The organism is Thermus brockianus, assembly GCF_001880325.1.
GTDB classification, from domain to species: Bacteria; Deinococcota; Deinococci; order Deinococcales; family Thermaceae; genus Thermus; species Thermus brockianus.
In genome coordinates this window covers 1,445,386-1,471,810 of sequence record NZ_CP016312.1, presented here as the reverse complement: position 1 = coordinate 1,471,810, position 26,425 = coordinate 1,445,386, and the positions used below count along the sequence as shown (strand labels likewise).

Here is a 26,425-nt window from a genome sequence, read left to right as displayed (position 1 = left end):
ACGCCCACCCGCCCCCTGGACTCCACCTCCGTGGAGCCGCACCGGGGGCAGGGTAGAGTCTTGCCCAGCTTAGCCCTAGCATACAGCTCTTTGGAGCCCACTACCACCTCCCCTTCACCCGGTAGGGCCCACCAGTAGGGGCCGCATGCCGGGCCGCCCACACCGCGAGGGCCAGGGCCATCACCGTGTCGTCGTGCGCTCCGGACGGGGCCTCGTAGCTCACCCCGTAGGTCGTCTGGCGGGCCTCGAGGGCCCGGAGCTCCCCGAGGAGGGCGGGGTCCGGGTAGAGGAGAAGCCTCCCCTCGGCGAGGGCCAGGCGAAGTTCGGTGACCAGGGGGGGCTTTGTGGCGTGGGAAAACCGGTACGGGTAGACATTGGGATAGGCCCGCCGCAGGCGCTCGTAGACCGGATCCCCCACGCCCGTGGCGTCCACGAGTAGCCTCGGGGCGTAGGGGCGGACGAGGCTCAGGACCCGCTCCACCGTCTCTTCCCACTCTGCCCGCCAGCGCTCCAGGCGCACCAGGCGCATGGCCTCGGGCTCCGTGGCGTCCACGATGGCGAGAGCGCTCCAGTCGTGGACGCGGGCGAGGTCCAGCCCCGCCACGTAGCGCCGCCCCTCCCGGGGCTCCTCGGGGCCGGGGAGGCGTGTGGCCCGCTCCACGTCCTCCTCGGGGATGGCCCCGCCCGAGGAGAGGAACTCACACAGGTACTCCTGCCGAAATCGCCACTCTCCCAGGGCGCGGCGCTCCTCCTCCAGGAACGCCGGGTCCAGGTGGGGGACGTCGTAGGCGGTCACCATGACCCGCTCCCACCCCTCCCCTTCCACCCACTCCCGCCAGAACCAGCCCCGGGTGCCGAAGGGGGTGGAGATGGCCACCAGACGGCCACGGGTGGCGGCCAGCATGGGGCGCACGGCGGCGTAAAGGTCGTCGGGGATCCACGCGGCCTCGTCCAGGACCACGAGGTGGGCGCTGTAGCCCCGGATGGTCCCCTCTTTGGCGGGCAGGGCGATGACCCGGCTCCCCCCTCGGAGTTCCAGCCGAAGGGCGCTCTCCGCCTGGAGCTCCAGGCCGAGGACCTGGGCGAAGCGCCGCACCCGGTTGGCGAGCTCCTGGCTCTGCCGCTGGGAGGGGGCGATGAGGAGCACCGTGGCCTCCTGGCGCACCAGGGCGGTGTGGAGGGCGAGGGCGGCGGCGGTGGTGCTCTTCCCCGCCTGACGCGAGGCGAGGAGGAGAAGGCGGGGGGACGGGGAGAGGAGGGCCCGCCGCTGCCAGGGGGCGGGGATCACGCCCGCCCGCTTGAGGACCACCGTGGGGTCTAGGGCGAGGGCCAGGTCCTGGGCGAGCTCACGCACCCTCCGCCTCCAGACGTTCCACCAGGGCGGCCCTGGCCTCGGGGTAGGGGGCCAGGGCCTCGAGGACCACCGCCCTCAGCCGGGCCCACTCCGGGCTCGCCACCAGCGCCACCTGGACGCTGGGACGCTCGTCTAGCTCCCCGAGGAGCTTGGCCTCTAGTTCCAAAAGCCTGGTAGCCGCCCCAATCGCCTGGACCGCCGCCGCGTAGCGTCCCTTTGAGCGAGCCTCCTCCAAGAGAGAGCGGGCCTCGCGGTTTAGCTCCCTGATCCGGTCCAGAACGGACGCCCCGACCGAAACCACCTTGGCCTCAATGGCCTGCTGAATGGCGTCCTGGACGTGCGCGCGGTGGCGTTTTAAAGAGGTAGCAGAAACGCCATAGCGGACCGCTATGGTCCGAAACGGTTGCCCACTCGCGAGCGCCCGGTCTATCTCCTCCCGCTGGGGATGGGTGCAAATGGTGCACCTTCTAGGCACTACCACCTCCCTCTCCCGCCCCTCTCCGGGCACCCCCAGCCCATCGAGCGCCCGGGGGGGCGGTATCGCCCCAAGATGTGATTTTTAGGGGGCTCCGGTTTTGGTTAGGCGGTACCGGAAACCGCCGATTGGGCTGGTACCTCGGTGCCGGGAGGGGTTGGACCTCCCAGCCCGTGAGGGTCACAATCTCTCCACCCGTATCTCCACCCGTCCAGGACGGCACGCCTCCCGCCGCACGGCGTGAAGCTCCGCCACCTGGGAGTCGTCCTGGAGCACCCCCGCGTGCACGAGCGCGTCCAGGACCGCCTTCAGGATGTTGTCCAGGTCCCGCCTCCTCCGGTCCGGGGGATGAAGGACGACGAGCACCGCCACCTCCCCCCGCATGGGCTTCCCCCGCCACGCGGCGCGCAGGGTGGCCCACGCCTCCTTGTGCCACCGCTGGGCGTGGGGGGCGAGGTAGCGGCCATTCCCCCTGGCCGCCCAGTAGTGGTTCACGCTCGGGGGCCAGGGAAGAGTGGCCTCTAGCGCCACAGAACGAGCGCGAGGAAGAACATTAGCCATAAAACCCCCACGAGAACCAAAAACCCCACGCTCGCCCCCTCCGGCAGGGGCTCGCGGCGAGGGCGAAGCAGGACAGCGAGCCCCGTGAGCATGGCGAGAACGTAGGCCAAAAGCAGGTCCGCCAGGGTCATATCCGCTCCAAAATCTCCCGCGCTCTAATGACGGCCTCCTTGAGCCGCAACCGCTCCTGGGATGACAAGCGCTCCCGGGCGCGGCACGCCTCTAGCGCCCGGCTCGCTTCCGCGCCCTCCCTGAGCGCCTCCCGCAGGTCGTCCAGCCACTTCTCGGCCTCCAGGGCCAGCTCGGGGGGGCAGTAACACCCCACCGCCTCCGCGAGATGCGCTAGCGCCTCCTCCGCCCGTCCGAGAATCTTCATCCCTTCCTCCTCGTGGACGCCCTTAGCCCGGGCCTCCAGAATGGCCGCCTTCACGGCCACGCCGTAGTCCGGGCTGGAGCCGTAGCCCACGACCCTACCTCCGGCGAGCACCACGGCCTCCCAGGTCCCGGTCCCTAGGCAGAGGGCCACCACCACCTCCCCCACGGCCCACCTCCAGCGCTACCTCCCAGTCCCGCTGGGCGTCCTCTCACGCCGCTCAAGAGCCGCCCGCACCGCTCCGGCGCTCCTCCAGCCGATGACGCCAGCGCGCGCCACCTCGTCCAGGACGGCGAGGAGCGCCTGGGACCCAAACTGCTTGGTGGCGTCCTGGAGGAGGGCGCGGTACTCCTCGGCCACTTCCTCCCGCTCCTTCTCCGCCGTAGCCCGCACCGCCGCCGCGTGCCGGAGGAGGGAGGCCACAGCGCCGCGCTCGCAGCAGAGGGAGGGGGGCCTGCGCCCGGCGGCGAGGCCGTTCCCCGCGTACTCCAGCTCCTCCTCGCCGCACCACGGGCAGGGGCCGAGATCTAGGACGAGCTCAGGGGCGTCATCCAGCATGAGCCACCTCCTCATGACCACCGTCCACGAGCCTCCTGATCGCCTCTCTCCTGGAGACGGCGATGATGTCGCCACCTAGGCGGGCGTAGACCCACTCCCCATCGGCGGACATGCCGTTGTAGCGCCCTAGGCCAGCCTTGGTGGGCACGCCCCGCTGACGGAGGAGCTCCACCAGGTCCTCGCCTGACGGCTCCTGCCCCTCCCGGAGGAGCCGGAGCGCCCGGGCGGCGGGGGCCTCCTCACCTCGCGCCGCCTCGCCGTTGGGCGTGAGCCGCTTCCGGGCCACGGCGAGGAGGTAGGAGAGGGGGTCCTTCACCTCGGGCCTCGAGGCCAGGGCGTCCAGCGCCTCACCAATGGCGGCGGGGAAGGCTTCAGGGTTGCCCCGCCACAGGGCCGCTAGAGGCCCGGCCAGCCACTCCAGCCACGCCCGCTGGTCCCTGGCGTAGCGCCGGAGGGAGGCCAGGCGCTCCCAGACTCCGGCCTCCTTCAAGGCCCGCACCATGGCCTCCGGGGGCTCGGGCCAGCGGAAGCGGCCTCCCATGCTCGCCAAGGCGGCGCCGATTGGGATGGCTCCAGCGACGCCGCCCGGGATAGTCTGAGATGCCCCATTGCTTGGCTTCTCCGGTAAAGGGGAAGCTTTTGGTCTTCCTGGTTCGGCCTTTTTGACCTCCCCCCCCTCCCCCTCCTCCTTCACCGGTTCCGGGCTTTGGGGGGGGATTATAGGGGGGGGAGATGGTTCTATGGGTGGTTCTATGGGTGGTTCTATTGAATGGTTTGGGTGAACGCCGTTCACCACCCCCGGTGAACCACGTTCACCACCTGGTGAATCTGGTTCACCACCCTGGTGAATGCCGTTCACCACCTGGTGAATCTGGTTCACCACCCCTGGTGAATCTGGTTCACCATCCTGGTGAACGGGGTTCACCAGTCGGTCCACGGCCACGCGGTAGGTGTTAGTCTGGCCGACTTGCTCCCAGGTAATGTACCCGGCGTCCCTCAACCGGCGAAGGATCCCGATGACCCCCCGCCGGGTCAGCCCCGTGTCCCGGGCGATGGTGTTGAGGGACGGCCAGCAAATGCCGTCCCTGTTGGCCCGTTCAAGGAGGTACAGTAGGACCAGCTTCTCAGCCGCGCTGAGTTCGCGGTTGCCCCATATGTGATGGTTCCACCGGTACATCTCTCCTCCTTAAAGGGAGGGGGGCTCAGCCCCCCTCCCTGCTCTAGGTAGCCTTGTAGCCCTCCACCACCACCCGGAGGGTTTCCTCCGAGTCAAACGTGTCCCCGTGCCGGGCGGCGTCGGTCATGACTTCCCGGCGCAGGTCCTCGGGGACCTCCATGGCGTCAAACCACCCCGCGACCTGCTGGAGATGGTCAATCACCCGGCTGGCCTCTTCCTTGCTGAGGTCCTTCGCGGAGGAGATTTGCCGCCCGAGGAGCGCGGAGACGTAGCGGTGAGCCTCCTCGCGGCCAAGGCCCACCTTTCCCATGAGGACCGCGAGGAGCTTGAGCTGCTTCCCTGTGGCCCCTCCGTTCTCCTTCTCCTCGGGGGCGGGCCGGGCGGGAGCGTCCAGGATCTCCCCGGTCTCGGGGTCCACCCGGACCGTCTGGGCGCCGGGGATGGTGTCCACCTCGGACTCGTCCGTCCACCCCAGCCCCACGATGGAGAGGGTCACCCGGCGCTTCGCCTTGGTCTCGGCCTTCATGATGGCGTTCGCCAGCGCCTCTCCCGAGAGACCGCGCACGCTCACCGCGCCGATGGCCTCGTCCTCCCTCCCGTCCGCCGTGGTGGCCCGGGCCACCACCACGTAGAGGCCAAGGGGCTCAATGAACTCCCGGCTCGCGATGCGAACGCTCACGCCGTGGATGCGGCGGAGCTGGTCCGTGGCGTCTTTGCGGGCGTAGAGGGTGAGCCGCCCGTTGAGCACGATGTAGTCAAAGGGGCGGGTGAGGGGGTTGAGGCCCAGGGACTCGCAGACGTTGCGGTAGTAGATGACCCGCTCCGCCGGGGTGAGCTTGGAGAGGTCGCCCTCCACCACGACTTTCTCCAGGACCGCCATCCGCTCTTCAGTCGTTTTCGCCAGCTCGTGCGCCATCACGCACCTCCTCTATCAGAACGGCAGGGGCGCGTCGGGGGGAAAGTCCTCCTCCACGCGGCCCCTAACCTCTGCATAAGCGGCGGGACCCATGCGGGTGAACACCCCTATCCCGCCGCACTCCGGGCACTCTACCCAGATGTCGTCATCGGGCCGGTGCGGATGGTATGCCCACCATCCGCCCTCCCCCCAGCACTCATGGCAGTACTCCCGCCACTGAGTGAGGGGGTATGGCATGAGCCCCTGGCCCCCACAGGTGGGGCAGGTGTGCCATCCGCTAGCCACGGCCCCCGTGGTTAGGACCTCGCCCTCGCCCTCGCACACGGGGCAGAGGGCCCGGGGGGCCTGGAGGTCCCCCAGGAGCTCCCACCAGGGGCCCCAGCCCTCGCGCTCCAGCCGCGTGGCCAGGGCCCTGGCGGCCTCGGGGCGGGACCGCGCGAGGTCCCTGAGACGCCCCACCAGTCCCTCTGGGTTGGCCTGATACCAGGCGGCGCGCCAGCTACGCATAGCGCTTCCTCCGGTACTCCTCCTCCCGGCGCTTGCAGCCGGGGCACATTTCCTCGCCGCCAAAGGCGCTAAAGCGGACGAGGGGAAGGGGGACCAAAACCCCGCAGAACTGGCATTCCACGTACCCCTCGTCCTGGGGGCTCCTCTTCTTGTAAACCCTGTAAATCCGCCCCTTACGCATCGCGCACCCCCTTAATGGCCCGCCGAAGCTCCGGCAGGGCCATCCGCAACGTCAGAATCTCCCCCCGGGCCTTGGGCCACGCCCAGGCCCAATGGGGGTTGTAGATCCAATCCCTCGGCGGGCCGAGGCGGATCCAGTCCCCCCAGGCGTACTCCAGCACCCGGAGGCGGTCCTCGAGGCGCTGGAGATAGTCCTCCCAGGACTCCCCGCGCTCCCGAGGGGGGAGGGTTGGGTACTTCTCCAGCACCCGCCGCAGAGCCGTGGTATAATCAACCTGCGCCTGTCTAGTCATTCGCATCACCTCCACTAGGCCAGGGCCTCCACCCTGGCCTTCCTCACGGCCACGTGGCCGTAAAGGACCTGTTCAACGCCACCGCGTTCTAAAAACTCCACGATGGCCGAGTGAGGGACCAGCACCCTCCTCCCCACCCGGGCCACGCGGATCTGCCCCGCCCGGATGAGGTAGCGGAGGGTCCTTTCCCCGATACCCAGAACCTTGGCGGCCTGGGCGATGTTGTAGGCCACGGGGTGGGGCAACGCAGTCTGAGGGGTGGTCGTGGGGTTAGGCATGGGAGGCCTCCTCTGCCAGCAGTATTGCTGATAACTCGGACGCAGAAATACCCAACGCAGTCGCCAGCTTTTTTAGAGTGCTGATGCTGGGGCGACCGCCATTCTCCACATACGCAACGAGCGAGCGGGAGACGCCAGCCTTGGCTGCCAAATCCGCCTGGCTCCAGCGCTTCTCCGCTCGCTTGACCCTAATCAGGGTTGCCAGGTCCGTTGCCGTCATCCTGTCAGCCATGCTAGCACAGCCTGGCCGAATAGTCAACACCCCTGACAGAGTGTTAGCTATGCTAACACCGAGGGGGTGGCAAAGTGGTGGCTACAGAAGAAAAAGCCGCTATGGCTATCCGCAAGCGCATCCGCGAGCTGGGGCTATCACAGCCAAAGGTGAGCCGTATGGTAGGGCGCAGCGCTTCGTGGCTGGCAACCCAGGTCCTTCCCGACCCCGAGAATGCCATCCGCTATCTCTGGGCTAAGGACCCGGAAGCGTTCAACCGGCTTCTCCGGGTTCTCCAATGGACCCCCGAGGAGTTCTCCCGCGAAACCGGCATCCAGCTTCCTGGTGCGGAAATCCCCGGGTCCATCCCCGTGGTGCGGTATCGTATTCCTGTCATAGACGCCGGGGCTGGGCCGCCGATGTGGAACGAGGGCGCGGAATACATCACCCTTCACATCCCCGAGCTCAGGGGTAAACGGGAGGACGAGCTCTTCGCCGTGCGGGTCAAGGGAGACTCCATGGAGCCCACGCTCAGGGACGGGGACATCGTGGTCTTCTGGACGGGGGGAGCCCCGGAGCCCGGGCGCATCGTGGCGGTGCATGTGCACTGGGACGGGGTTGTGGTAAAGCGGCTCCAGCGCTACAACGGCTCCTGGTACCTCTACTCCGACAACCCGGACCACCCTCCCGTTCCCCTAACCGAGCACGACCGCATCCTCGGGGTGGCGGCCACCCTGGTGCGGAAGATGTAGGAGGTAGCCATGGGTTGGGTTCTCCTCATCCTTGGGGGGCTGCTCCTGGCGGCGGCGTTCTCCAAGACGCCCAAGGGTGCCAAGCCGCTGACCCTGAAGGAAAGGCTGGGGATGTTTGCCTTCGGTGCGGTGGTGGCGCTCATCGGACTGGTCCTCATTCCTCCACCGCAAACACCGCAAAACCCCCAATCGGCCCAATCTGTTCAATCTGCCCAACCTTCGCAACCTGCACAATCTCCCCAACCTTCGCAAACGGAGCAGGCCAGCGAACCCCCCAAAACCCAGGAGGCGGAAATGCCTCCGCCCCCTGTCCTACCCGGGCTTTTCTGGGTAGACATCACCTTGAACCTGGAGAAGGAGCCCTACGGCTTCCGCTTTACCATGGAGCCCTCCAACGTTATCCCTGGGGTGAAGTACCACCGGGCGGTGAAGGTGGACCCCGACACCGGGGCGGAGATGTGGGTGGAGATCGCCACCTACGGGGACAAGGTGCTGCATTACGAGGTCAGCGTATCCGGTTTGAACGCCGAGCCCACGGCGTCCTGGCTCCTCCCCTACCTCGCCACCGCCCCCTTTGACGGCAACCCGCAGCTGGAGTCCAAGGCGTGGGCCGAGAAAGCCCTGGGCCAGGTGCGGCAGGGTGCTCCCTTGGAGCGGAGGGTGGGGGAAGCCGTTTTCGTCCTCTTGGGCAACCCGCCCACGTCTTACACCCTGGAGGTCAGCCACCGGGACTACGAGTCCTGGAGCCAGCACCTGCGCTGACATGGCCCGCAAGCGTCCTCCAGGAGAAGGGTCCATCTACCAGCGGAAGGACGGGCTCTGGGTCGGGGCCATCACGGTGGGCTACACCCCTCGCGGGAACCCCCGGCGGAAGGTCGTCTACGGCAGGACCCGCCAGGAGGTCGCCCGTAAGCTCGCCGAGCTCCAGGTGCTCCACCACCGGGGGCTCCTCGCCGAGCCCGCCCAGATCACCGTGCGGGACTGGGCCGAGGACTGGCTCAAGCGCAAGGCGGCGGAGGTTCGCCCCCGCACCCTGGAGAGCTACCGCTACCACCTGGCGAAGGCCATACCCTCCCTCAGGGACCCCACGGCTTACGACCGCTTTGGGCGCATGCGGCTCCAGAGCGTCCAACCTCTCCACGTCCGGCGGCACCTGGACGGGCTCAGGCTCACCCCGCACGCCATGAAGAACATCCGCTGGCTCCTCCACGCCGTCTTTGAGGACGCCGTGCGGATGGAGCTCATCCACCGCAACCCTGTGGCTCCCGTGAAGGTGAAGGGGCCGCCGAGGAAGAGTCCGGGCCGGACCCTCGAGCCCGATGAGGCTAGGAGACTTCTCGCCGCGCTGGACGAGCACCCCTCCCCCCTCGCCATCGCCCTCCGGCTCATGCTCACCTGCGGGCTCCGAAGGGGCGAGGCTCTGGGCCTCCGGTGGGAAGACGTGGACCTCGAGGAGGGGGTGCTCCACGTGCGCCGGGCGTGGGCGAAGGTGGGCGGGAAGGGGGTTGTCTCCGAACCCAAAACCTCCTCGGGCTACCGTGCGGTCCCCATCCCCCCCACCACCCTGGAGCGCCTGCGGGCCTACCGCGAGAGCGTCCAGGGGCTCAGCGAGGAGGAGGCGCGGAGGAGCTGGCTCTTCCCGGGGCGGGACCCCTCCCAGCCCGTCCACCCGGACGCCCCGGACCACTTCCTCCGCAGGCTCCTCGCCCGGCTCGGTCTCCCCCAGGTGCGGGTCCACGACCTCCGGCACACCTACGGCTCCCTCCTCCTCGCTCAGGGGGCTCCCGTGGAGCTGGTGGCCGAGCGCATGGGCCACGCTAACCCCAACATCACCCTGGGCATCTACCGCCACCTCCTGGAGGAGGAGCGGCGGGGGTGGGTGCTGGACATCGGTTAGCGGGGTTCCTGCTACACCTTCTGCTACAGAGCGACCCCCCGGGGAAGCCCGGGGGGTCAAAAACTCCGTTCTGGAGCTGGTGGAGCCGACGGGACTCGAACCCGTGACCTCCTGAGTGCGATTCAGGCGCGCTCCCAGCTGCGCCACGGCCCCATGCGCCCTATATGGTAGCGGGGGGGCCTTGGCTTGTCTAGTCCCCTTCCTTGAGGCGCACCTCCACCCGGCCCTTCTTGTCCTTCACGGAGAGGGTGGCCTTGGCCTTCCCTTTGCGGTACTCCGCCTTCCACTCGTTCTTCTTCACCTCGTACTTGGTGCGCACCCAGCCCCGGCGGCGCAGGTCCTCGTCGTGGTAGCGGAAGACCGCTTCCGCCCGGGAAAAGTTGTAAACCACCAGGATCCCTTGGGGCTCCGCCACCCGCTCCACCACCACCGCCTGGGGAAAGGGGTCCAGGGTAAGGTTGGCGGTGATGCGGACCTCGAGGGCCACCGCCGGCACCAACAGGAGGGAAAGGGCAAGCCACCTCCGCATGCCCCAAGGATACCTAAGCCCCTCCCCTCGTCCGTGAGAGCCGGCTAAAGTACACTTAAAAGGTGGACGACGTTTGGCGTAAACTGGCGGAACCCTTCCCCCCCTCCGAGGTCCAGTGGCGCATAGAGGCCCTCACCAAGGACCGGAGGCGGGCCCTGGTGGTCCCCTACGTGGACGCCCGCACCGTCTTGGACCGCCTGGACCGGGCCGTAGGGCCCGAGGGGTGGCACGACAGTTACGAGGTCCTCGCCGACCAGGAGCGGGTGGTCCGGGACGAACGGGGCGAGCGCCGGGAGCGGCTTTGCGAGGTGAAGTGCCGCCTCACGGTCCTCGGGGTCACCAAGGAGGACGTGGGGGAGGGCGACTCCCTCAAGGCCGCCTTCTCCGATGCCCTCAAGCGGGCCGCGGTGAAGTTCGGCGTGGGCCGTTACCTCTACCGCTTGGAGAAGCAGTGGGTGGACTACGACCCCGAAAAGGGCCGCTTCACCCCGCCCAAGCTTCCCGAGGAGGCGGAGGCGGGCGAACCCGAGGAGGAGGAAAAACCCGAGGCCTACCGCCTGATAGACCAGCTCCTGGAGCGCCTGAAGGAAAAGGGCCTAGGGAAGGAGGCGGCCAAAATCGTCACCAAGTACGGGGGGTACGGCAAAACCCCCGAGGAGACCAAGCGCCTCTACGGGGAGCTCCGGGCCCTGCTCAAGGGATGAGGATCGTCGCCATCGGGGACCTCCACGCCAACTTCCCCGCCCTCTGGCGGATCCTCAAGGCAGAGGGCCTAGCGGACGCCTCCCTCAAGCCCACACCCCTCCTCCGCTCCGGGGCCGTCCGGGTGGTCCTCCTGGGCGACCTGGTCCACCCCAAGACGCCGAGGGACTACGAGAGGCTCACGGGCCTCGCCCCCTTTGACCCCGAAGACCCCACCCATCTCCGCCTGGCCGCCGGGGCCCAGATCCGGGAGCTTTTCCGTCTGAAAGCTTTCCAGGAGGAGGCCGAGGGAAACGTGGTCGTCCTCCTGGGCAACCACGACGAGGCGGCCCTAAGGGGCGAGCCCATCCTGGGCAACCGCCACCTCCAGCACCTGGAGTTCCACCCCGAAAGGGGCGGCAAACCCCTGCCCGAGGCCCTAAAGGCCTGGATGGCGGGCTTCCCCAAGGAGTTCCTCCTCGAGGGCATCCACTTCGCCCACGTGGGCCCCGTGCCCTGGCTCCAGGAGTACGACGAGCTCTTCTACGCCCAAAGCGAGCCCAAGACCTGGTGGTTCCGCACCCCCGATTACGTGGAAAGGATGGGCTACCGCTTTGGCGTCTACGGCCACGTGCCCATGCGGGAGGGCATCCTCCTCAAAGAACGCTTCGCCCTCATTGACGCCCTGGACCTGGGCGAGTACCTGGAGCTTGCCCCTCAGGAGGAGCCCCTAAACCCCCGGATCAAGCGCCTCCCCCATGCCTAACCCCCTCACCTCCCCCAAAACGGTGCGGGAACTCCTTTCCCGGCACGGCCTTTTCGCCGACAAGCGCCTCGGCCAGAACTTCCTGGTCTCCGAAGCCCACCTCCGGCGCATCGTGGAGGCGGCCAAGCCCTTCACGGGGCCGGTCTTTGAGGTGGGGCCCGGGCTTGGCGTCCTCACCCGGGCCCTGGCGGAAGCGGGGGCCGAGGTGACGGCCTTAGAGAAGGACACCCGGCTCAAACCCGTTCTAGAGGAAACCCTTAGGGGCCTCCCCGTCCGCCTCCTCTTCCAAGACGCCCTCCGCTTCCCTTGGGAAGGGGTACCGGAAGGAAGCCTTCTCGTGGCCAACCTCCCCTACAACATCGCCACCCCCCTGGTCACCCAACTCCTCAAGACGGGCCGCTTCGCCCGGCTGGTCTTCCTGGTGCAGAAGGAGGTGGCGGAGCGCATGACGGCGAGGCCCGGAAGCCCGGCCTACGGGGTGCTCTCCTTGAGGGTGGCCCACCACGCCCGGGCGGAAAAGCTCTTTGACCTTCCCCCTGGGGCCTTCTTCCCCCCGCCCAAGGTCCAAAGCAGCCTGGTGCGCCTCACGCCCCTGGGGGTGCCCGACGACCCCGAGCTCTTCCGCCTGGTGGAAGCCGCCTTCGGCCAGCGGCGCAAAACCCTCAAAAACGCCCTGTTGGCCGCCGGCTACCCCCGGGAAAGGGTAGTCCAGGCCCTGGCCGCTTTGCGCCTTTCGGAAAAGGTCCGCGCGGAGGACCTGGACCTTCCCCTCTTCCAAACGCTTAAGTCCCTTATCTACACCGGTGAGTAGCCAGCGAAATCTCCATAAGATGGGGTATTACACCGATTACCCCCCTCCGGTGTACCCCACCCCTTTTGTCTCGGGAAGGGGGTGGTAAGATGGGCGGGAAAGGGGGCGGGGTCCTTGGGCTCCACTGGGTCCCCGCCTCGTGAAGAGATGCACGAAAGGAGGGGACCTTGGCGCCGATCGCAGAGTACGTGAACGTCCTCATCTACCTGGGGGTGGCCCTCTTCATCGGGGTGGCGGCCCTGGGGGTGGGGGCTCTTCTGGGCCCCAAGAAACCGGGCAGGGCCAAGCTCATGCCCTACGAGTCGGGGAATGACCCCGCCGGGGAGGTGAAGCGCTTTCCCGTCCACTTCTACGTGGTGGCCATGCTCTTCATCCTCTTTGACGTGGAGGTGGCCTTCCTCTGGCCCTACGCCGTGAGCGCCGGGGGGCTTGGGCTATGGGGCTTCCTGGGGGTCTTGGCCTTCACCCTGCTCCTCTTCGTGGGCTTCCTCTACGAGTGGTGGAAGGGGGTGATGCGGTGGCACTGAAGGACCTGTTTGAAAGGGATGTCCAGGAATTGGAGCGGGAGGGGATCCTCTTCACCACCTTGGAGAAGCTGGTGGCCTGGGGAAGGTCCAACTCCCTGTGGCCCGCCACCTTCGGCCTCGCCTGCTGCGCCATTGAGATGATGGCCTCCACCGACGCCCGCAACGACCTCGCCCGCTTCGGCAGCGAGGTCTTCCGGGCAAGCCCCCGCCAGGCGGACGTGATGATCGTGGCCGGGCGGCTATCCAAGAAGATGGCCCCGGTGATGCGCCGGGTCTGGGAGCAGATGCCCGACCCCAAGTGGGTGATCTCCATGGGGGCCTGCGCCAGCTCCGGGGGGATGTTCAACAACTACGCCATCGTCCAGAACGTGGACTCCGTGGTGCCCGTGGACGTCTACGTGCCGGGCTGCCCCCCGCGCCCCGAGGCCCTCATCTACGCCGTGATGCAACTCCAGAAGAAGGTCCGCGGCCAGGCCTACGACGAGAAGGGGCGGAAGCTTCCGCCCGTGGCCGCTTGGCAGCGGGCAAGGGGGTGAAACGTGCGGCTCCATAGCGTCTTGGACGATGCCCGGGCCAAGGGCTACCCCATAGAGGACAACGGCCTCGGCAACCTCTGGGTGGTCCTGCCCCGCGAGGCCTTCAAGGGGGAGATGGCCCGGTACAAGGAGATGGGCTTTAACTACCTGGCGGACATCGTGGGCCTGGACTACCTGGAATACCCCGACCCCCGCCCCGAGCGCTTCGCCGTGGTCTACGAGCTCGTCTCCCTGCCGGGGTGGAAGGATGGGGACGGGAGCCGCTTCTTCGTCCGGGTCTACGTGCCGGAGAAGGACCCTAGGCTCCCCACGGTGACCGACCTCTGGGGGAGCGCCAACTTCCTGGAAAGGGAGGTCTACGATATGTTCGGCATCGTCTTTGAGGGGCACCCGGACCTGCGCAAGATCCTCACCCCAGAGGACCTCGAGGGCCACCCTTTGCGCAAGGACTTCCCCTTGGGGGAAACCCCCACCCTCTTCCGCGAGGGGCGCTTCATCGTGCCGAGCGAGTTCCGGGCGGCCATCACCGGCAAGAACCCCGGCCTCACCCTCTACAAGGGAGGTAGCCGCAAGGGCTACCGGTCCCTCTGGGCCGACCTGACCAAGGCCAAGGAGGTCAAATGAAGGACTACCTGGACCCGGTGGAGACCCTGGAGGAGCCCAAAGAGCTCCGCACCGAGGTCATGACCCTGAACGTGGGCCCGCAGCACCCCTCCACCCACGGGGTATTGCGGGTGGTGGTCACCCTATCGGGCGAAGAGGTCTTGGACCTCGTCCCCCACATCGGCTACCTCCACACCGGCTTTGAGAAGAACATGGAGAACCGGACGTATACGCAGGTCATCACGTATACGCCCCGGATGGACTACCTCCACTCCTTCGCCCACGACCTAGCCTACGCCCTGGCGGTGGAGAAGCTGGTGGGGGCGGTGGTGCCGCCCAGGGCCCAGACCATCCGCATCATCCTGAACGAGCTCTCCCGCCTGGCGAGCCACCTGGTCTTCCTGGGCACGGGCCTTTTGGACCTCGGGGCCCTCACCCCCTTCTTCTACGCCTTCCGCGAGCGGGAAACCATCCTAGACCTCTTTGAGTGGGTCACGGGCCAGCGCTTCCACCACAACTACATCCGCATCGGCGGGGTCAAGGAGGACCTGCCCGAGGAGTTCGTCCCCGAGCTCAAGAAGTTCCTGGAGGTCCTGCCCCACCGCATTGACGAGTACGAGGCCCTCTTCGCCGAAAGCCCCATCTTCTACGAAAGGGCGCGGGGCGTGGGGGTGATCCCCCCCGAGGTGGCCATCCACCTGGGCCTCACCGGGGGCTCCTTGAGGGCAAGCGGGGTGAACTACGATGTGCGGAAGGCCTACCCCTACGCCGGGTACGAGACCTACCGGTTTGACGTGCCCCTTGGGGAACACGGGGACGTGTTTGACCGGATGCTCGTCCGCATCCGGGAGATGCGGGAGTCGGTGAAGATCATCCAGCAGGCCCTGGAGCGCCTCGAGCCCGGGCCCGTCCGCGACCCCAACCCCCAGATCACCCCGCCCCCCCGCCCCCTCCTGGAAACCTCCATGGAGGCGGTCATCTACCACTTCAAGCACTACACCGAAGGCTTCCACCCTCCCAAGGGGGAGGTGTACGTGCCCACGGAGTCGGCCCGGGGGGAGCTCGGCTACTACATCGTTTCCGACGGCGGAAGCATGCCCTACCGGGTAAAGGTGCGGGCCCCCAGCTTCGTCAACCTGCAAAGCCTGCCCTACGCCTGCAAGGGCGAGCAGGTGCCGGACATGGTGGCCATCATCGCCAGCCTGGACCCGGTCATGGGCGACGTGGACCGCTAAGGAGGGAAGATGGGGTTCTTTGACGACAAGCAGGACTTCCTGGAGGAAACCTTCGCCAAGTACCCGCCCGAGGGGCGGCGGGCGGCCATCATGCCCCTTCTAAGGCGGGTGCAGCAGGAGGAGGGCTGGATCCGCCCCGAGCGGGTAGAGGAGATTGCCCGCCTGGTGGGCACCACCCCCACGGAGGTGATGGGGGTGGCGAGCTTCTACTCCTACTACCAGTTCGTGCCCACGGGGCGGTACCACCTGCAGGTCTGCGCCACCCTAAGCTGCAAGCTGGCGGGGGCGGACGAGCTTTGGGATTACCTCACGGAAACCCTGGGCATCGGCCCCGGGGAGGTGACCCCGGACGGGCTTTTTAGCGTGCAGAAGGTGGAGTGCCTGGGAAGCTGCCACACCGCCCCCGTGGTCCAGGTGAACGATGAGCCCTACGTGGAGTGCGTGACCCGGGCCAGGCTTCAGGCCCTCCTGGAAGGCCTCCGGGCGGGAAAGCGGCTTGAGGAGATAGAGCTTCCCGGCCGGTGCGGCCACCACGTGCACGAGGTGGAGGTATGACCGGGCCCATCGTTTCCGGAAAAGACCCCCGGTTTGAGCGCACCCTCTACGCCCACGTGGGCAAGGAGGGCAGCTGGACCTTGGACTACTACCTGAAGCACGGGGGGTACGAGACGGCCAAGCGGGTCCTAAAGGAGAAGACCCCGGAAGAGGTCATAGAGGAGGTGAAGCGCTCGGGGCTCAGGGGCCGGGGCGGGGCGGGCTTCCCCACGGGGCTTAAGTGGAGCTTCATGCCCAAGGACGGGCAGCAGCACTACCTCATCTGCAACGCCGACGAGTCCGAGCCCGGGAGCTTCAAGGACCGCTACATCCTGGAGGACGTCCCCCACCTCCTCCTGGAGGGGATGATCCTGGCCGGCTACGCCATCCGGGCCACGGTGGGCTACATTTACGTGCGGGGCGAGTACCGGAAGGCGGCGGACCGCCTCGAGGCCGCCATCCGGGAGGCCCGGGCCCGGGGCTACCTGGGGCAAAACCTCTTCGGCACGGACTTCTCCTTTGACGTCCACGTGCACCGGGGGGCGGGGGCCTACATCTGCGGGGAAGAGACCGCCCTCATGAACTCCCTGGAGGGCCTTCGGGCCAACCCCCGCCTCAAACCCCCCTTCCCCGCCCAGGCGGGGCTTTGGGGCAAGCCCACCACCATCAACAACGTGGAAACCCTGGCCTCGGTGGTCCCCATTCTGGAGCGGGGGGCGGACTGGTTCGCCCAGATGGGCACGGAGCAGTCCAAGGGCATGAAGCTCTACCAGATCTCCGGCCCCGTGCGGCGGCCTGGGGTCTATGAGCTCCCCATGGGCACCACCCTGCGCGAGCTCATCTACGAGTGGGCCGGGGGACCCTTGGAGCCCATCCAGGCCCTCATCCCCGGCGGGTCCTCCACCCCACCCCTGCCCTTCACGGACGAGGTCCTGGACACCCCCATGAGCTACGAGCACCTCCAGGCCAAGGGCTCCATGCTGGGCACCGGGGGGGTGATCCTCATCCCCGAACGGGTGAGCATGGTGGACGCCATGTGGAACGTCACCCGCTTCTACGCCCACGAGTCCTGCGGCAAGTGCACGCCGTGCCGGGAAGGGGTGGCGGGGTTCATGGTGAACCTTTTCGCCAAGATCGGCACGGGGCAAGGGGAGGAGAAGGACGTGGAAACCCTGGAAGCCCTCCTTCCCCTCATTGAGGGCCGAAGCTTCTGCCCCTTGGCGGACGCCGCCGTCTGGCCGGTGAAAGGCTCCTTGAAGCACTTCAAGGACCAGTACCTCGCCCTGGCCCGGGAGAAGAAGCCCGTGCCCAGGCCAACCCTCTGGAGGTGAAGGTGGTTAGGGTCAAGGTCAACGACCGCGTGGTGGAGGTACCCCCGGGGACGAGCGTCATGGACGCCGTCTTCCACGCGGGGTACGACGTCCCCCTTTTCTGCTCGGAAAAGCACCTCTCCCCCATCGGGGCCTGCCGCATGTGCCTGGTGCGCATCGGCCTGCCCAAGCGGGGCCCCGACGGGAAGCCCCTGCTGAACGAGAAGGGAGAGCCCGAGATCCAGTGGCAACCCAAACTGGCGGCAAGCTGCGTCACCGCCGTGGCCGAGGGCATGGTGGTGGACACCCTTTCCGAGGTGGTGCGGGAGGCCCAGGCGGGGATGGTGGAGTTCACCCTGGTCAACCACCCCCTGGACTGCCCCACCTGCGACAAGGGAGGGGCCTGCGAGCTCCAGGACCGCACGGTGGAGTACGGGCTTTACGAGAAGTACTACCAGAAAGACCCCCTGGAGCTTCCCGTCTACACCCGCTTTGAGTTCACCCGCCGCCACGAGGACAAGCACCACCCCCTCTCCCCCTTCGTGATCCTGGACCGGGAGCGGTGCATCCACTGCAAGCGGTGCGTGCGCTACTTTGAGGAGGTCCCGGGGGACGAGGTCCTGGACTTCATTGAGCGGGGGGTGCACACCTTCATCGGCACCCTGGACTTCGGCCTCCCCTCGGGCTTCTCCGGAAACATCACCGACATCTGCCCCGTGGGGGCCCTCCTGGACCTCACCGCTCGTTTCCGCGCCCGCAACTGGGAGATGGAGGAAACCCCCACCACCTGCGCCCTCTGCCCCGTGGGGTGCGGCATCACGGCGGATACCCGGAGCGGGGAGCTCCTGCGCATCCGGGCCCGGGAGGTGCCCGAGGTCAACGAGATCTGGCTTTGCGATGCGGGCCGCTTCGGCCACGAGTGGGCGGATACGGACCGCCTCAAGACCCCCCTGGTGCGCAAGGAGGGCAGGCTGGTGGAGGCCACCTGGGAGGAGGCCTTCTTGGCCCTCCAGGAGGGCCTGAAGGGGGCCAAGGGGGAGGAGGTGGGGCTTTACCTTGCGGGGGACGCCACCCTCGAGGAGGGCCTCATGGCCGCCGAGCTGGCCCGGGTCCTTGCCACGCCCCACCTGGACTTCCAGGGCCGCACCGCCGCCCCGGCGAGCCTCTACCCCGCCGCCACCCTGGAGGACCTCCTCCGGGCGGACTTCGCCCTGGTCCTCGGGGACCCCACGGAGGAGGCCCCCATCCTCCACCTCCGCCTCTCCGAGTTCGTGCGGGACCTCAAGCCTCCCCATCATTTTGCCCACGGCACCCCCTTCGCCGACCTGCAGATCAAGGAGCGCATGCCCCGAAGGAAGGACAAGATGGCCCTCTTCGCCCCCTACCGCGCCCCCCTCATGCGCTGGGCCGCCATCCAGGAGGTCCACGCCCCCGGGGAAGAGCGGGAGATCCTCCTCGCCCTCCTGGGGGAGAAGGAGGGGAGCGAGGCGGTGCAAAGGGCCAGGGAGGCCTTTGAACGGGCCGAGCGCCCCGTGCTCATCCTGGGGGCCGGGGTCTTGCAGGATGCGGTGGCGGCGGAACGGGCCCGGCTCCTCGCCGAGCGCAAGGGGGCCAAGGTCCTCACCATGACCCCCGCCGCCAACGCCCGGGGCCTCGAGGCCATGGGGGTCTGGCCCAAGGAGAAGGGCGCCGCCTGGGATGAGCCCGGGGCCCCCTACGCCTACTACGGCTTTGTACCCCCAGAAGGGGCCCTCAAAGGGAAGCGCTTCGTGGTTCTCCACCTAAGCCACCTCCATCCCCTGGCCGAGGCCTACGCCCACGTGGTCCTGCCCGCCCCCACCTTCTACGAGAAGCGGGGCCACGTGGTGAACCTGGAAGGCCGCGTCCTCCCCCTCTCCCCCGCTCCCATTGAGAACGGGGAGGCGGAAGGGGCCCTCCAGGTCCTCGCCCTCCTCGCGGAGGCCCTCGGGGTGCGGCCGCCCTTCCGGCTCCACCTGGAGGCGCAAAGGGAGCTTAAGGCCAAGAAGGTGCCCGAGGCCATGGGCCTCCTTTCCTTCCGCACCAAGGCGCTCAGGCCCAGGGAGGAGAAGGGCAACCTCTACCTCCGCCCCACCATGTGGAAGGCCCACCAGGCCGTGGGCAAGGCGGTGGAAGCCGCCTCCCTGGAGCTTTGGGTCCACCCGGAGACGGCCCGCCTCGAGGCCCTCTTGGAAGGGGCCCTGGTGGAGGTGGAAACCCCCCTGGGCCCGCAGAAGGCCCGGGTGGTCCACCGGGAGGACGTGCCCAAGGGCCTTTACTACCTCTCCGCCCGGGGCCCCTGGGCCGGCAGGAGGCTGGAGGCCCGAATCCTGGTCCCCACAGGAGGTGAAGCGTGAACCCGTACCCCCAGGACCCCTACTGGATGGTGGCCCTCAAAGCCTTTCTGGTGGTGGTGGGCCTCCTCACCGCCTTCGCCTTCATGACCCTCATTGAAAGGCGGCTCCTCGCCCGCTTCCAGATCCGCATGGGCCCGAACCGGGTGGGACCCTTCGGCCTCTTCCAACCCATCGCCGACGCCATCAAGAGCATCTTCAAGGAAGACCTGGTGGTGGAGCGGGCCGACAAGGTCCTCTTCGTCCTCGCCCCCCTCCTCGGGGTGGTCTTCGCCCTCCTGGCCTTCGGGGCCATCCCCTTCGGCCCGCCTGGGAGCTTTTTCGGCTTCCACCCCTGGGTGGTGAACCTGGACCTAGGGATCCTCTACCTCTTCGCCGTGAGCGAGATGGCCATCTACGGCATCTTCCTGGCGGGGTGGGCCTCGGGGAGCAAGTATAGCCTCCTGGGCTCCCTGCGCTCCTCCGCTAGCCTCATCTCCTACGAGCTCGGCCTCGGCATCGCCCTCCTCGCCCCGGTGCTTCTCGTGGGGAGCCTCAGCCTGAACGACATCGTCAACTGGCAAAAGGAAAACGGCTGGCTTTTCCTCTACGCCTTCCCCGCCTTCTTGGTCTACGCCATCGCCGCCCTGGCCGAGGCCGCCCGCACCCCCTTTGACCTCCCCGAGGCGGAGCAGGAGCTGGTGGGCGGCTACCACACGGAATACAGCTCCATCAAATGGGCGCTTTTCCAGATGACGGAGTACATCCACTTCATCACCGCTAGCGCCCTCATCCCCACCCTCTTCCTAGGGGGCTGGACCATGCCCTTCCTCAACGTCCCCTACCTCTGGATGTTCCTCAAGATCGCCTTCTTCCTCTTCGTCTTCATCTGGATCCGGGCCACCTGGTTCCGCCTCCGCTACGACCAGCTTCTCCGCTTCGGCTGGGGGTTCCTCTTCCCCGTGGCCCTTTTCTGGTTCTTGGTCACCGCCCTCGTGGTGGCCTTGGACCTGCCCCGGGTCTACCTCGTCTACCTCTCCGCCCTAAGCTTCCTCGCCCTCCTCGGGGCCCTCTTCTATAGCCCCAAGCCCGTGCGCAAAGGAGGTGGCGCATGACCCTAAAAGCCCTAGCGCAAAGCCTCGGCATCACCCTGAAGTACCTCTTCTCCAAGCCGGTGACCGTCCCCTACCCCGACGCCCCCGTGGCCCTAAAACCCCGCTTCCACGGGCGGCACGTCCTCACCCGCCACCCCAACGGCCTGGAGAAGTGCATCGGCTGCTCCCTCTGCGCCGCCGCCTGCCCCGCCTACGCCATCTACGTGGAACCCGCCGAAAACGACCCGGAAAACCCCATCTCCGCTGGGGAGCGCTACGCCAAGGTCTACGAGATCAACATGCTCCGGTGCATCTTCTGCGGCCTCTGCGAGGAGGCCTGCCCCACGGGGGCCATCGTTCTTGGCTACGACTTTGAGATGGCGGACTACCAGTACTCCGACCTGATCTACGGCAAGGAGGACATGCTGGTGGACGTGGTGGGCACCAAGCCCCAGCGGCGCGAGGCCAAGATGACCGGGAAGGCGGTGAAGCCGGGCTACGTGGTGCCCTACGTTAGGCCCGAGCTGGAGGGCTTCAAGGCCCCCACGGAAGGAGGGAAGCGGTGAGCCCCTGGGAAGCCTTGGCCCTCCTCCTCCTCCTCGCCACCGGGCTTCTGGTGGTGACCCTGAGGAACGCCATCCACGCCGCCTTGGCCCTCATCGCCAACTTCCTGGTCCTGGCCGGGGTGTACGTGGCCCTGGATGCCCGCTTTCTCGGGTTCATCCAGATCATCGTCTACGCCGGGGCCATCGTGGTCCTCTTCCTCTTCGTCATCATGCTCCTCTTCGCCGCCCAAGGCGAGGTGGGCTTTGACCCCTTGGTGCGCTCCAAGCCCTTGGCCGCCCTCCTGGCCTTGGGGGTGGCGGGGATCCTCCTCTCCGGGTTCCTGGGCCTGAAGCTCGCCCTCACCCAGGACCTCCAGGGAGGGCTCCCCCAGGCCCTGGGGCCCCTCCTCTACGGGGACTGGCTCCTCGTCCTCCTCGCCGTGGGCTTCCTCCTCATGGCGGCCACGGTGGTGGCGGTGGCCCTGGTGCAACCCAGCCGCTCCCTAGACGCCCTGCGCCCCGAGGAGCGCAAGGAGGAGGTGCTCCGATGAGCTACCTTTTCGCCTCGGCCCTCCTCTTCGCCCTCGGGGTCTATGGCGTCCTCACCCGCAGGACCGCCATATTGGTCTTCCTCTCCATTGAGCTCATGCTGAACGCCGCCAACCTCTCCCTGGTGGGCTTCGCCAAGGCCCACGGGCTGGAAGGGCAGGTGGCCGCCCTCATGGTCATCGCCATCGCCGCCGCCGAGGTGGCGGTGGGCCTGGGGCTCATCGTGGCCATCTTCCGCCACCGGGAAAGCACGGCGGTGGACGACCTATCGGAGCTTAGGGGGTAAGCATGGCGCTGCTATCCACCATCCTCCTGCCCCTTCTGGGCTTCGCCCTCCTGGGGCTCTTCGGCAAACGGATGCGGGAACCCCTTCCCGGGGTCATCGCCTCTGCCCTGGTGTTCCTTTCCTTCCTGGTGGGCACGGGGCTCCTCTTGGGGGGTGGGGCCCGCTTTGAGGCGGAGTGGCTTCCCGGCATCCCCTTTAGCCTTCTCCTAGACAACCTCTCCGGCTTCATGCTCCTCATCGTCACCGGGGTGGGCTTCCTCATCCACGTGTACGCCATCGGCTACATGCACGGGGACCCGGGCTATAGCCGCTTCTTCGCCTACTTCAACCTCTTCATCGCCATGATGCTCACCCTGGTCCTGGCGGATAGCTACCCGGTGATGTTCATCGGCTGGGAAGGGGTGGGCCTGGCGAGCTTCCTCCTCATCGGCTTCTGGTACAAGAACACCCAGTACGCCGATAGCGCCCGCAAGGCCTTCATCGTGAACCGCATCGGCGACCTGGGCTTCCTCCTGGGCATGGCCATCCTTTGGGCGCTCTACGGGACGCTTTCCATCTCCGAGCTCAAGGAAGCCCTGGAAGGCCCCCTGAAGAATCCCTCCCTCCTGGCCCTGGCGGGGCTTTTCCTCTTCCTCGGGGCCGTGGGCAAAAGCGCCCAGGTGCCCCTCATGGTCTGGCTTCCCGACGCCATGGCCGGCCCCACCCCGGTTTCCGCCCTCATCCACGCCGCCACCATGGTGACCGCCGGGGTCTACCTCGTCGCCCGGAGCTCCTTCCTCTATAGCGTGCTGCCCGACGTTTCCTACACCATCGCCGTCATCGGCCTCCTCACCGCCTTCTACGGGGCCCTTTCCGCCTTCGGGCAAACCGATATCAAGAAAATCGTCGCCTACTCCACCATCAGCCAGCTCGGGTACATGTTCCTGGCGGCGGGGGTGGGGGCCTACTGGGTGGCGCTTTTCCACGTCTTCACCCACGCCTTCTTCAAGGCCCTCCTCTTCCTGGCCTCGGGGAGCGTGATCCACGCCCTGGGCGGGGAACAGGACGTGCGCCGGATGGGCGGGCTCTGGCGCCACCTGCCCCTGACCCGCTGGCATGGGCTCATCGGCGCCCTGGCCCTGGGAGGCCTACCCCTCCTTTCCGGCTTCTGGTCCAAGGACGCCATCCTCACCGCCACCCTCACCTACCCCTTCGGCGGGGTGGGCTTTTACGTGGGGGCGCTCCTGGTGGCGGTGCTCACCGCCATGTACGCCATGCGCTGGTTCGTTTTGGTCTTCCTGGGGGAGGAGCGGGGCCACCACCACCCCCACGAGGCCCCGGCGGTGATGCTCTGGCCCAACCACCTCCTGGCCCTGGGCTCGGTGCTCGCGGGCTACCTGGCCCTGCCCCACCCCTTGCCCAACGCCCTAGAGCCCTTCCTGAAGCCGGCTTTGGCGGAGGTGGAGGCCCACCACCTCTCCTTGGGGGCCGAGTGGGGCCTCATCGCCCTCTCCGCCCTGGTGGCCCTCCTCGGGCTTTGGCTCGGCTACACCTTCTTCCAACGCAAAGCCTTCCCCGCCTGGTACCTGGCCTTTGAGCGGGCGAGCCGGGAAAGCTTCTACGTGGACCAGATCTACAACGCCCTCCTGGTGAACCCCCTGAAGGCCCTAGCCGAGGCCCTCCTTCAGGGGGACTTTGGCCTCCTTAGGGGGTACTTTGGCCTGGGGGGTGCGGTGCGGGGCCTGGGGCAGGGCACGGCCCGGCTCCAGGCGGGCTACCTTAGGGTGTACGCCCTCCTCTTCGTGCTGGGCGTCCTTGTCCTTCTGGGGGTGATGCGGTGGTAGTCCTGGCCATCCTCCTACCCATCCTCTTCGGGGTGCTCCTCCTCTTGGGCGCCCCTAGGGCCCTGGGGGTCCTGGGGGCCTTGGCCTCCTTCCTCCTCAACCTGGCCCTTTTCCTGGCGCAAAGGGGCGGGGAAAGCTTCGCCCTAAGCCTGCCCCTCCTGCCGGGGGCGGGGGTCCACTGGGCCTTCGCCCTGGACGGGCTTTCCGCCCTCTTCTTCCTCACGGTGGGCCTCACCGTCCTCCTAGGGGCCCTGGTGGCCCGGGTGGAGGGGCGCTTTCTGGGCCTCGCCCTCCTCATGGAGGGGCTCCTTTTAGGCCTCTTCTCCGCCCAGGACCTGGTGGTCTTCTACCTCTTCTTTGAAGCGGCCCTGATCCCCGCCCTCCTCATGCTCCTCTTCTATGGCGGGGAAGGCCGGCTTAAGGCCATCTACACCTTCCTCCTCTTCACCCTGGTGGGCTCCTTGCCCATGCTGGCCGCCATCCTGGCGGTAAAGGCCCTAGGGGGAAGCCCCACCTTCCTCCTCAAGGACCTCCTCGCCCACCCCGTGCGGGGCGAGGCCGCCCTCTGGGTCTTCCTGGGCTTCGCCTTGGCCTTTGCCATCAAGACGCCCCTCTTCCCGGTGCACGCCTGGCTTCCCCTCTTCCACCGGGAAAACCACCCCTCGGGCCTGGCGGACGCCCTCGGCACCCTTTACAAGGTGGGGGTCTTCGCCTTCTTCCGCTACGCCATCCCCCTGGCCCCCGAGGGCTTCGCCGAGCTCCAGGGGCTTCTCCTCTTCCTGGCGGCCCTTTCCGCCCTCTATGGGGCCTGGGTGGCCTTCTCCGCCACGGACTTCAAGACCCTCCTCGCCTACGCCGGGGTTTCCCACATGGGGGTGGCGGCCCTGGGGGTCTTCTCCGGTACCCCCGAAGGCGCCCTGGGGGGGCTGTACCTCCTGGCGGCGAGCGGCGTCTACACGGGGGGGCTATTCCTCCTTGCGGGGAAGCTTTACGAGCGGCTCCACACCCTGGAGATTGGGCGCTACCGGGGCCTCTCCCATAGCGCCCCGGGGCTTGCCGCCTTGGCCCTCTTCCTCTTCCTCGCCATGGTGGGGCTTCCCGGCCTTGCCGGTTTCCCCGGGGAGCTCATGACCCTCCTTGGGGCCTACAAGGCAAGCCCTTGGCTTGCGGGCATCGCCTTCCTCTCGGTGATCGCCTCCGCCGCCTACGCCCTCACCGCCTTCCAGAAGACCTTCTGGGAGGAGGAGGGGAAGGGGGTGGCGGACCTGAAGGGGGAGGAGTGGCCCTTCGCCCTGCTGGCCGTCGTGGCCTTGGTCCTCATGGGCGTCTTCCCGGGCTTTTTCCTCCAGGGCCTTGAGCCCTTGGCGGAGGCCTTCGCCCGCATCCTCGGAGGTGGCGCATGACGCTTTTGGTGCTGGCCGGCTTCTCGGTGGTCCTCACCCTTTTGGGCTTTTTCGTCTCCGTCCCCGCCTTCAAGCGGCTCACCATCCTGGGGCTTTCCCTGGGGCTTCTGGCCCTCCTCCTCACCTGGGGACGGGCGGAGGCCTTTGGCCCTTACCAGGTGGACGGCGTATCCCGGACCTTCACCCTCCTCGCCCTCCTGGGGGCCCTTTGGACCGTGGGGCTCGTGCGCACGCGGCGCTTTGAGTTCTACCTCCTGGTCCTCTACGCCGCCACGGGGATGCACCTCCTCGCCTCCACGCAGAACCTGGTCCTGATGCTGGTGGCCCTCGAGGCCCTCTCCCTCCCCCTCTACGCCCTCGCCACCTGGCGGCGGGGGGCGGGCCTCGAGGCCGCCCTCAAGTACTTCCTCCTGGGGGCCCTGGCTGCCGCCTTCTTCCTTTACGGCACCGCCCTCTTCTACGGGGCCACGGGAAGCCTCCTGGCGGGTACCCCTGGGGAAGGCCCCCTCTACGCCCTGGCCCTGGCCCTCCTCCTGGTGGGGCTCGGCTTCAAGGTGGCCCTGGCCCCCTTCCACTTCTGGACCCCGGACGTCTACCAGGGTAGCCCCACCCCCGTGGTCCTCTTCATGGCCACGGGGGTGAAGGCCGCCGCCTTCGCCGCCCTCCTCCGGGTGGTGGCCCCGGGGGCGGGGGACGCCCTGGCCCTCCTCGTGGCCCTTTCCGTCCTCATCGGCAACCTGGCCGCCTTGGGCCAGAAGGAGGCCAAAAGGCTCCTCGCCTACTCCTCCATTGCCCACGCCGGGTACATGGCCTTGGCCCTTTACACCGGGAACGCCCAAGCCCTGGGCTTCTACCTCCTCACCTACGTCCTGGCCACGGGCCTGGCCTTCGCCGTGCTCTCGGAGGTCTCCCCGGACCAGGTGCCCTTGGAGCGCCTCAAGGGCCTCTTCCACAAGGACCCCCTCCTGGGCCTGAGCCTCTTCGTGGCCGCCCTCTCCCTCCTGGGCCTGCCCCCCTTGGCGGGCTTCTGGGGGAAGTACCTGGTTTTCACGGAGGCGGCCAAGGCGGGGCAGTGGGGGCTTCTGGTCCTGGCCCTCCTCACGAGCGCCGTGAGCGCCTACTACTACCTGGGCCTGGCCCTGGCGGTCTTCCAGAAGGGCGAGGCGGAAGCCGCCCCCAGGCCCCTGGCCCGGAACGTGGCCCTTTTGGTGGCCCTTTTCCTCCTCCTCCTCGGGCTTTTCCCGGGAACGCTGCTTCCCGCCCTGGCGGCGGGCTAGCCGGCACCCGGCTCCAAGGGGGGCCAAGGCCCC

The 26,425-nt window shown here is 67.7% G+C and carries 33 protein-coding genes, 1 tRNA gene and 1 pseudogene; 20 read left to right on the top strand and 15 right to left on the bottom strand.

What is annotated here, in order from left to right:
• Positions 1–100 precede the first annotated feature (100 nt).
• From A0O31_RS07940 to A0O31_RS07885, 13 genes and pseudogenes are all read right to left on the bottom strand, one after another.
• Entirely contained in the window at positions 101–1,354 is a 1,254-nt protein-coding gene (locus tag A0O31_RS07940) for a terminase large subunit domain-containing protein (RefSeq protein WP_071677395.1), read from the bottom strand.
• Positions 1,347–1,655 (bottom strand): hypothetical protein, encoded by a 309-nt coding sequence (locus A0O31_RS12710; protein ID WP_152024418.1) that lies wholly within the window; start codon positions 1,653–1,655, stop codon positions 1,347–1,349. The genes A0O31_RS07940 and A0O31_RS12710 overlap by 8 nt, the downstream gene beginning before the upstream one ends.
• Positions 1,656–2,009: 354 nt before the next feature.
• On the bottom strand, positions 2,010–2,360 hold the full coding sequence (locus A0O31_RS07930) for a RusA family crossover junction endodeoxyribonuclease (protein ID WP_071677393.1): 351 nt from the start codon (positions 2,358–2,360) through the stop codon (positions 2,010–2,012).
• Positions 2,351–2,521 carry a hypothetical protein gene (locus tag A0O31_RS12855; protein WP_161489861.1) on the bottom strand — a complete coding sequence of 57 codons (171 nt, stop codon included), beginning with the start codon at positions 2,519–2,521 and terminating at the stop codon, positions 2,351–2,353. The genes A0O31_RS07930 and A0O31_RS12855 overlap by 10 nt, the downstream gene beginning before the upstream one ends.
• Positions 2,518–2,931: a hypothetical protein gene (locus A0O31_RS07925; RefSeq protein WP_071677392.1), complete on the bottom strand. Its 414-nt coding sequence runs from the start codon at positions 2,929–2,931 to the stop codon at positions 2,518–2,520. The genes A0O31_RS12855 and A0O31_RS07925 overlap by 4 nt, the downstream gene beginning before the upstream one ends.
• Before the next feature lie 15 nt (positions 2,932–2,946).
• Entirely contained in the window at positions 2,947–3,321 is a 375-nt protein-coding gene (locus A0O31_RS07920) for a hypothetical protein (protein ID WP_071677391.1), read from the bottom strand.
• The gene (locus A0O31_RS13130) at positions 3,311–3,862 is read right to left on the bottom strand and encodes a hypothetical protein (protein ID WP_237258983.1); all 552 of its coding nucleotides are present in this window, start codon (positions 3,860–3,862) and stop codon (positions 3,311–3,313) included. Before A0O31_RS13130 ends, A0O31_RS07920 begins: the two co-directional genes overlap by 11 nt.
• Before the next feature lie 450 nt (positions 3,863–4,312).
• Positions 4,313–4,498: pseudogene (locus A0O31_RS13605) on the bottom strand (helix-turn-helix domain-containing protein); the annotation flags it as partial.
• Positions 4,499–4,541: 43 nt separating this feature from the next.
• Positions 4,542–5,414 (bottom strand): hypothetical protein, encoded by an 873-nt coding sequence (locus tag A0O31_RS07910; protein WP_152024417.1) that lies wholly within the window; start codon positions 5,412–5,414, stop codon positions 4,542–4,544.
• Positions 5,415–5,913: 499 nt separating this feature from the next.
• Positions 5,914–6,102: a hypothetical protein gene (locus A0O31_RS07900; RefSeq protein WP_071677387.1), complete on the bottom strand. Its 189-nt coding sequence runs from the start codon at positions 6,100–6,102 to the stop codon at positions 5,914–5,916.
• Complete coding sequence (locus tag A0O31_RS07895; RefSeq protein ID WP_152024416.1) at positions 6,095–6,394, bottom strand: hypothetical protein; 300 nt, start codon at positions 6,392–6,394, stop codon at positions 6,095–6,097. The genes A0O31_RS07900 and A0O31_RS07895 overlap by 8 nt, the downstream gene beginning before the upstream one ends.
• Before the next feature lie 14 nt (positions 6,395–6,408).
• A complete protein-coding gene (locus A0O31_RS07890; protein ID WP_071677385.1) occupies positions 6,409–6,672 on the bottom strand; it encodes a helix-turn-helix domain-containing protein in 264 nt (87 codons plus the stop codon).
• Positions 6,665–6,892 (bottom strand): helix-turn-helix transcriptional regulator, encoded by a 228-nt coding sequence (locus A0O31_RS07885; RefSeq protein ID WP_071677953.1) that lies wholly within the window; start codon positions 6,890–6,892, stop codon positions 6,665–6,667. Before A0O31_RS07885 ends, A0O31_RS07890 begins: the two co-directional genes overlap by 8 nt.
• A 170-nt stretch (positions 6,893–7,062) precedes the next feature.
• On the opposite strand from A0O31_RS07885, the gene A0O31_RS07880 reads away from it, so the two are divergent.
• From A0O31_RS07880 to A0O31_RS07870, 3 genes are read left to right on the top strand one after another with little or no spacing between them, the layout of a single operon-like run.
• Positions 7,063–7,635 carry a S24 family peptidase gene (locus A0O31_RS07880; protein ID WP_237258982.1) on the top strand — a complete coding sequence of 191 codons (573 nt, stop codon included), beginning with the start codon at positions 7,063–7,065 and terminating at the stop codon, positions 7,633–7,635.
• Between the two features lie 9 nt (positions 7,636–7,644).
• Positions 7,645–8,397, top strand: coding sequence for a hypothetical protein (locus A0O31_RS12705; protein WP_152024415.1), 753 nt, complete (start codon positions 7,645–7,647; stop codon positions 8,395–8,397).
• A 1-nt stretch (position 8,398) separates the two neighbouring features.
• Positions 8,399–9,532 (top strand): tyrosine-type recombinase/integrase, encoded by a 1,134-nt coding sequence (locus tag A0O31_RS07870; protein WP_071677382.1) that lies wholly within the window; start codon positions 8,399–8,401, stop codon positions 9,530–9,532.
• Between the two features lie 77 nt (positions 9,533–9,609).
• On the opposite strand, the gene A0O31_RS07865 is transcribed toward A0O31_RS07870, so the two are convergent.
• Together A0O31_RS07865 and A0O31_RS07860 are read right to left on the bottom strand one after the other, a co-directional pair.
• Positions 9,610–9,685: transfer RNA gene (locus A0O31_RS07865), tRNA-Ala, on the bottom strand.
• 37 nt (positions 9,686–9,722) lie between these two features.
• Positions 9,723–10,061, bottom strand: a complete 339-nt coding sequence (locus A0O31_RS07860; RefSeq protein WP_071677381.1) for a hypothetical protein — start codon at positions 10,059–10,061, stop codon at positions 9,723–9,725.
• Between the two features lie 62 nt (positions 10,062–10,123).
• Here A0O31_RS07860 and A0O31_RS07855 point away from each other — a divergent pair, with 62 nt between their 5' ends.
• The 17 genes from A0O31_RS07855 to A0O31_RS07775 all read left to right on the top strand — a co-directional run bounded on the left by A0O31_RS07855 (position 10,124) and on the right by A0O31_RS07775 (position 26,392).
• Complete coding sequence (locus tag A0O31_RS07855; protein WP_071677380.1) at positions 10,124–10,765, top strand: Rad52/Rad22 family DNA repair protein; 642 nt, start codon at positions 10,124–10,126, stop codon at positions 10,763–10,765.
• Positions 10,762–11,508 (top strand): metallophosphoesterase, encoded by a 747-nt coding sequence (locus A0O31_RS07850; RefSeq protein ID WP_071677379.1) that lies wholly within the window; start codon positions 10,762–10,764, stop codon positions 11,506–11,508. Before A0O31_RS07855 ends, A0O31_RS07850 begins: the two co-directional genes overlap by 4 nt.
• A complete protein-coding gene (rsmA, locus tag A0O31_RS07845; protein WP_071677378.1) occupies positions 11,501–12,319 on the top strand; it encodes a 16S rRNA (adenine(1518)-N(6)/adenine(1519)-N(6))-dimethyltransferase RsmA in 819 nt (272 codons plus the stop codon). Before A0O31_RS07850 ends, rsmA begins: the two co-directional genes overlap by 8 nt.
• Before the next feature lie 167 nt (positions 12,320–12,486).
• A complete protein-coding gene (locus A0O31_RS07840) occupies positions 12,487–12,846 on the top strand; it encodes an NADH-quinone oxidoreductase subunit A (RefSeq protein ID WP_071677377.1) in 360 nt (119 codons plus the stop codon).
• Positions 12,837–13,382 carry a NuoB/complex I 20 kDa subunit family protein gene (locus A0O31_RS07835; RefSeq protein ID WP_071677376.1) on the top strand — a complete coding sequence of 182 codons (546 nt, stop codon included), beginning with the start codon at positions 12,837–12,839 and terminating at the stop codon, positions 13,380–13,382. Before A0O31_RS07840 ends, A0O31_RS07835 begins: the two co-directional genes overlap by 10 nt.
• A 3-nt stretch (positions 13,383–13,385) precedes the next feature.
• Positions 13,386–14,006, top strand: coding sequence for an NADH-quinone oxidoreductase subunit C (locus A0O31_RS07830; protein WP_071677375.1), 621 nt, complete (start codon positions 13,386–13,388; stop codon positions 14,004–14,006).
• Complete coding sequence (nuoD, locus tag A0O31_RS07825; RefSeq protein WP_071677374.1) at positions 14,003–15,220, top strand: NADH dehydrogenase (quinone) subunit D; 1,218 nt, start codon at positions 14,003–14,005, stop codon at positions 15,218–15,220. Before A0O31_RS07830 ends, nuoD begins: the two co-directional genes overlap by 4 nt.
• Before the next feature lie 9 nt (positions 15,221–15,229).
• Positions 15,230–15,775 (top strand): NADH-quinone oxidoreductase subunit NuoE, encoded by a 546-nt coding sequence (gene nuoE, locus A0O31_RS07820; protein WP_071677373.1) that lies wholly within the window; start codon positions 15,230–15,232, stop codon positions 15,773–15,775.
• Positions 15,772–17,085 (top strand): NADH-quinone oxidoreductase subunit NuoF, encoded by a 1,314-nt coding sequence (nuoF, locus tag A0O31_RS07815; RefSeq protein ID WP_071677372.1) that lies wholly within the window; start codon positions 15,772–15,774, stop codon positions 17,083–17,085. Before nuoE ends, nuoF begins: the two co-directional genes overlap by 4 nt.
• Positions 17,086–17,087: 2 nt before the next feature.
• Positions 17,088–19,439 carry an NADH-quinone oxidoreductase subunit NuoG gene (gene nuoG, locus A0O31_RS07810; RefSeq protein ID WP_071677951.1) on the top strand — a complete coding sequence of 784 codons (2,352 nt, stop codon included), beginning with the start codon at positions 17,088–17,090 and terminating at the stop codon, positions 19,437–19,439.
• A 26-nt stretch (positions 19,440–19,465) separates the two neighbouring features.
• Positions 19,466–20,530: an NADH-quinone oxidoreductase subunit NuoH gene (gene nuoH / locus A0O31_RS07805; protein ID WP_071677952.1), complete on the top strand. Its 1,065-nt coding sequence runs from the start codon at positions 19,466–19,468 to the stop codon at positions 20,528–20,530.
• The gene (gene nuoI, locus A0O31_RS07800; protein ID WP_071677371.1) at positions 20,527–21,075 is read left to right on the top strand and encodes an NADH-quinone oxidoreductase subunit NuoI; all 549 of its coding nucleotides are present in this window, start codon (positions 20,527–20,529) and stop codon (positions 21,073–21,075) included. Before nuoH ends, nuoI begins: the two co-directional genes overlap by 4 nt.
• Positions 21,072–21,605: an NADH-quinone oxidoreductase subunit J family protein gene (locus A0O31_RS07795; protein ID WP_071677370.1), complete on the top strand. Its 534-nt coding sequence runs from the start codon at positions 21,072–21,074 to the stop codon at positions 21,603–21,605. Before nuoI ends, A0O31_RS07795 begins: the two co-directional genes overlap by 4 nt.
• Positions 21,602–21,889, top strand: a complete 288-nt coding sequence (gene nuoK / locus A0O31_RS07790) for an NADH-quinone oxidoreductase subunit NuoK (protein ID WP_071677369.1) — start codon at positions 21,602–21,604, stop codon at positions 21,887–21,889. Before A0O31_RS07795 ends, nuoK begins: the two co-directional genes overlap by 4 nt.
• Before the next feature lie 2 nt (positions 21,890–21,891).
• Positions 21,892–23,712 carry an NADH-quinone oxidoreductase subunit L gene (gene nuoL / locus A0O31_RS07785; RefSeq protein ID WP_071677368.1) on the top strand — a complete coding sequence of 607 codons (1,821 nt, stop codon included), beginning with the start codon at positions 21,892–21,894 and terminating at the stop codon, positions 23,710–23,712.
• The gene (locus A0O31_RS07780; RefSeq protein WP_071677367.1) at positions 23,706–25,115 is read left to right on the top strand and encodes a complex I subunit 4 family protein; all 1,410 of its coding nucleotides are present in this window, start codon (positions 23,706–23,708) and stop codon (positions 25,113–25,115) included. The genes nuoL and A0O31_RS07780 overlap by 7 nt, the downstream gene beginning before the upstream one ends.
• Positions 25,112–26,392: an NADH-quinone oxidoreductase subunit N gene (locus tag A0O31_RS07775; protein WP_071677366.1), complete on the top strand. Its 1,281-nt coding sequence runs from the start codon at positions 25,112–25,114 to the stop codon at positions 26,390–26,392. Before A0O31_RS07780 ends, A0O31_RS07775 begins: the two co-directional genes overlap by 4 nt.
• Positions 26,393–26,425 lie beyond the last annotated feature (33 nt).